General features: G+C 66.8%; 3 protein-coding genes. 1 reads left to right on the forward strand and 2 read right to left on the reverse strand.

Annotated elements, in window-relative coordinates:
- Nucleotides 1-233: 233 nt before the first annotated feature.
- Both FJZ36_18440 and FJZ36_18445 read right to left on the reverse strand, forming a co-directional pair.
- Entirely contained in the window at nucleotides 234-1,760 is a 1,527-nt protein-coding gene (locus tag FJZ36_18440) for a M28 family peptidase (GenBank protein ID MBM3216879.1), read from the reverse strand.
- A gap of 100 nt (nucleotides 1,761-1,860) precedes the next feature.
- On the reverse strand, nucleotides 1,861-3,207 hold the full coding sequence (locus tag FJZ36_18445) for a lactonase family protein (protein ID MBM3216880.1): 1,347 nt from the start codon (nucleotides 3,205-3,207) through the stop codon (nucleotides 1,861-1,863).
- Between FJZ36_18445 and FJZ36_18450 the strand changes: the two genes are divergently transcribed.
- Nucleotides 3,094-3,469, forward strand: a 376-nt coding sequence (locus FJZ36_18450; GenBank protein ID MBM3216881.1) for a hypothetical protein, incomplete at its 3' end; no start/stop codon positions are given. The two genes, FJZ36_18445 and FJZ36_18450, sit on opposite strands and share 114 nt — an antisense overlap.

Here is a 3,469-nt window from a genome sequence, read left to right on the forward strand (position 1 = left end):
CGGCGGCAGCTTCCGTGGCTGCTCATCGTGACCGTGGGATTCGTCGGCGGACTCGTGACACAGATGGCGGCGTACCTGTACATCCCCGTGGCGACGGTCGAAACGGTCAAACGCGCCGGATCGCTGGGAGCGGCGGTCTTCATCGGATCGCTGGCGTTCCGCGAGGCGGATGCGATGCGCCGACTGCCGCCCGTCGCGCTCATGGCGGTCGGCGTCGCCGCGACCGTCCTGGGTCAGTGAGCCGCGTCCGTGACGGGGCTGCTGCGCCGACGGTGGTAGAGCTCGTCGTAGCGCGCTTCGACTTCGAGCATATCGCGCAGATTGGTCTCCGCCTGGATGAGTTCCTGAACCTCTTCGCGCGAGCGACGGACAACGAGCCACTCGGCGGCGTCGGCGATGCGCAGCGTCGCGCGAGCGATGAGCGCGCTGGCGCGGCGCAGGTCGTCGAGGCGCACCTTGTCGAGCGTGTCGTAGCGCGTGTGTCCCCACCCGCGCCCCGTGAAGACTCCCCTTGGATTCCCGATGTAACCGGTCGGAATGCCCTCCAGGAAGAACGGGAAATGATCGCTGAACCCGTGCGTCTTCTGTCCGATCGCCAGCTCGCCCATCTGCTCGCCGAAGCCCTGAAACACGGGGTCTAGAGCCTTCCACGCGTTGATCTCGATGCCCTTCTCGCCGGGACCCCCGGCGGCGTCGCAGTTGAGCAGGAACCGGACCGCATCGAGCTCGTCCATGTGGGCGGATACGTAACGTTTCGCGCCGGTCAAGCCGATCTCCTCGGTTCCGAAGAGGATGAACCGAACGGCGCAGTCCATCTTCCCCGACGCGTAGGCACACAGTACGCGCGCGGTTTCGAGGACGCTCGCGACGCCTGACGCCGGATCGTGCGCCCCCTGGGCGATATCGTGACCGTCGTAGTGACAGCCCACGAGAACCATCTCGGATCGCTTGCCGGGCAGGTCCGCGACGACGTTCCAGGACGTCGCCGGATACGTCCGCGCTTCGACTCGGATGCGCACCGAGAGCGCCCCGTGCCGCCGCGTCTGCCGGCGCAGGAACTCCGCGTCCTCGTACCCGATCGACACGCCGGGGATGAGCCCCTCGCGGTCGTCTTCGAGGCTCCCGGTCTCGGGCCCGCGGCCCTCGTACATCCCGACGAAGACGAACGCCGCCGCGCCCGCGAGCGCCGCCCGCTGGTACATCTCCGTCCGATGCACCGTCCTGCCGAGCCCCTCCGGCGGCTTGCCGGACACCGCGACGATGCCGCCGGCGATCTCCGCCGCGCGCGATTCGAAGGACGCGGGTCCGCCGTCGTCCAGGAGCACCAGCGGAGCCGTCAGATCGCACGGCGGGCAGTAGGGCAGCGAGATGGTCTCGATGCGTCTCGCGAAGGGCGATTCGACGGACAGCGCCGCTTCGCCGCGTTCCCAGGCGTGGTAGTCGTAGGGCTCCAGTCGGGCGTCGGCGCAGCCGTACTTGGCGAGCGTCGCGCGCAGGAACTCGGCGGCTCCGAGTTCCTCCGGCGTGCCAGGAGAGCGGGAGCCGAAGTCGTCGCAGAGCACGGTCAGGTTGTCCATCGCCTCGCTCGACGTGTAGATGTCGCCGAGCATCAGGCGATCCAGCTCGAGATAGGGGTTCATCGTCTCTCCATTCGGCACGTCACCGGTGTCACGGTGGGACTGTGCCACGGGAGCCCCACACGGGCAAGCAACCGAAGCCCTGCCGAATCGGGCGATGTCATTGCAGGGCTGCTGAGTCATGACACGTAGAAAACCTACCCCTCCCAGCCTGCGATGTGGGGGAGGATCGAGGAGAGAGTGGCGTGCCTGGGCATCCTCGATGCCTCGGTGTCGTCGACCGCTACCCGGACAGCCTGCGGAACCGGATGCACACGGGCGTCGGGGATTCGGTGACCGCGCCGGTCGGCGTCAGCTTGCCAGTCTCGGTGTTCACGTGGTACGCGACGATCGTGTCCGAGTTCTGGTTCCCCGCCAGCATGAGCTTCCCGGACGGAGCCAAGCCGAAGTTGCGCGGGTTCTTGCCCTGCGTCGGCGTGTAGTCGATCGTCGTCAGCGTGCCATCGTCGGCGATGGCGTAGGCGACGATGGAGTCATGCCCTCGGTTGGAGCCGTAGAGGAACCTTCCGGACGCCGCGACGTGGACGTCGGCGCAGAAGCTCGATCCGTGGAATTCTTTGGGCAATGTGGTCAGCGACTGGATCGTTGTCAGGGCTCCGGTGGACGCGTCGTAGGCGAACGCGGACATCGTCGAGTCGAGCTCGTTGATGACGTAGCCGAACCTGCCAGAGGGATGGAACGCGAAGTGCCGAGGTCCCGCTCCGGGATGGAGCGCGGCGAACGGCGGGTCGTTGGGTCGGAGCTGGCCGGTCTGGGCGTCGAGCCGGTACGCCATCAGTTTGTCCATGCCGAGGTCGGCGACGAAGACGACCTCACCGTCCGGCGAGAAGGTCGCGGAATGGGCGTAGGGAGCCTGCTGCCGCGACGGGTTGACGCTGCTTCCCCGGTGTTGGACGAAGTCGCTCGGCTCGCCGAGGCTTCCGTCCGGTTCGATGGGCAGTGCGCAGACGTTGCCGCCGCCGTAGTTGGAGACGACGACGTGCTTGCCGTTCGGCGCGACGGCGATATGGCAGGGCCCGGGTCCGAGCGATGGGCGCAGGTTCAGGCGATGGAGATCGCCCGTGTCGGGATCGATGGCGAACGCCGAGACACCACCGCTGGGCTTGCCCTCGAACTCGCCGAGCTCGTTGACGCAGTAGAGGTGCGTGCCGTCCGGGCTCAAATCGAAGAAGGAGGGGCAATCAGCGCCGGAGGCTCGGTTCTGGAGGCTCAGCGCCCCGGTCGATTCGTCCATCGTGTAGACGTGGATGCCGCCCTCCGCCCCTCGTGTGTAGTTACCGACATAGACAAGCATCGCGTCTGCCATGGGTTCCTCCGCGTGGGTGGGTGGTCGCCTGAGCTGGACTCGAGGATCGGCGGCACTATCCCACGCCTGACCGTGCCGGGCAACCGCGGCGACGCGAAGGCGGCAGTCCATTCGAGCCCTCACTGCGAGCCCTGAAGGGAGAGGAGCCAGATGAACCCCTTCTCCTTCAGGAAGAAGGTCGGGATGAGGGCGCGCGTGTGCACCGACGGCGTAGACACGCCGGTTCCCTGCGCCTACAATGACTTTCGATGCGGCGCCAACCATGAGAGCTCCGGTACCATGCCCATCGTCCAACCGCGATTGATCGTCGAGCTCTACGAAGGTTGGGGATTTAGCGGCAAACGCGCCGTCATCGTCGATTCGGTGCCCGACGTCACCCCGCTGGGCATGTACGACCGCATCTTCTCGCTGCGAGTCTTCAAGGGACCCGCCTACCGCGCCAGCCCCGACCACAAGGTCGTTCTCTACGACCAGGTGGGCTACAAAGGGAACCGACTGCCGCTCGCGCCGGGGTTCTACCCAAACA

Source organism: Candidatus Poribacteria bacterium (assembly GCA_016866785.1).
GTDB lineage: Bacteria > Poribacteria > WGA-4E.

Coding starts and splice junctions, on each gene's coding strand:
- FJZ36_18440 (MBM3216879.1), bottom strand. CDS start 1,760: ATGACTCAGCAGCCCTGCAATGACATCGCCCGATTCGGCAGGGCTTCG.
- FJZ36_18445 (MBM3216880.1), bottom strand. CDS start 3,207: ATGGTTGGCGCCGCATCGAAAGTCATTGTAGGCGCAGGGAACCGGCGT.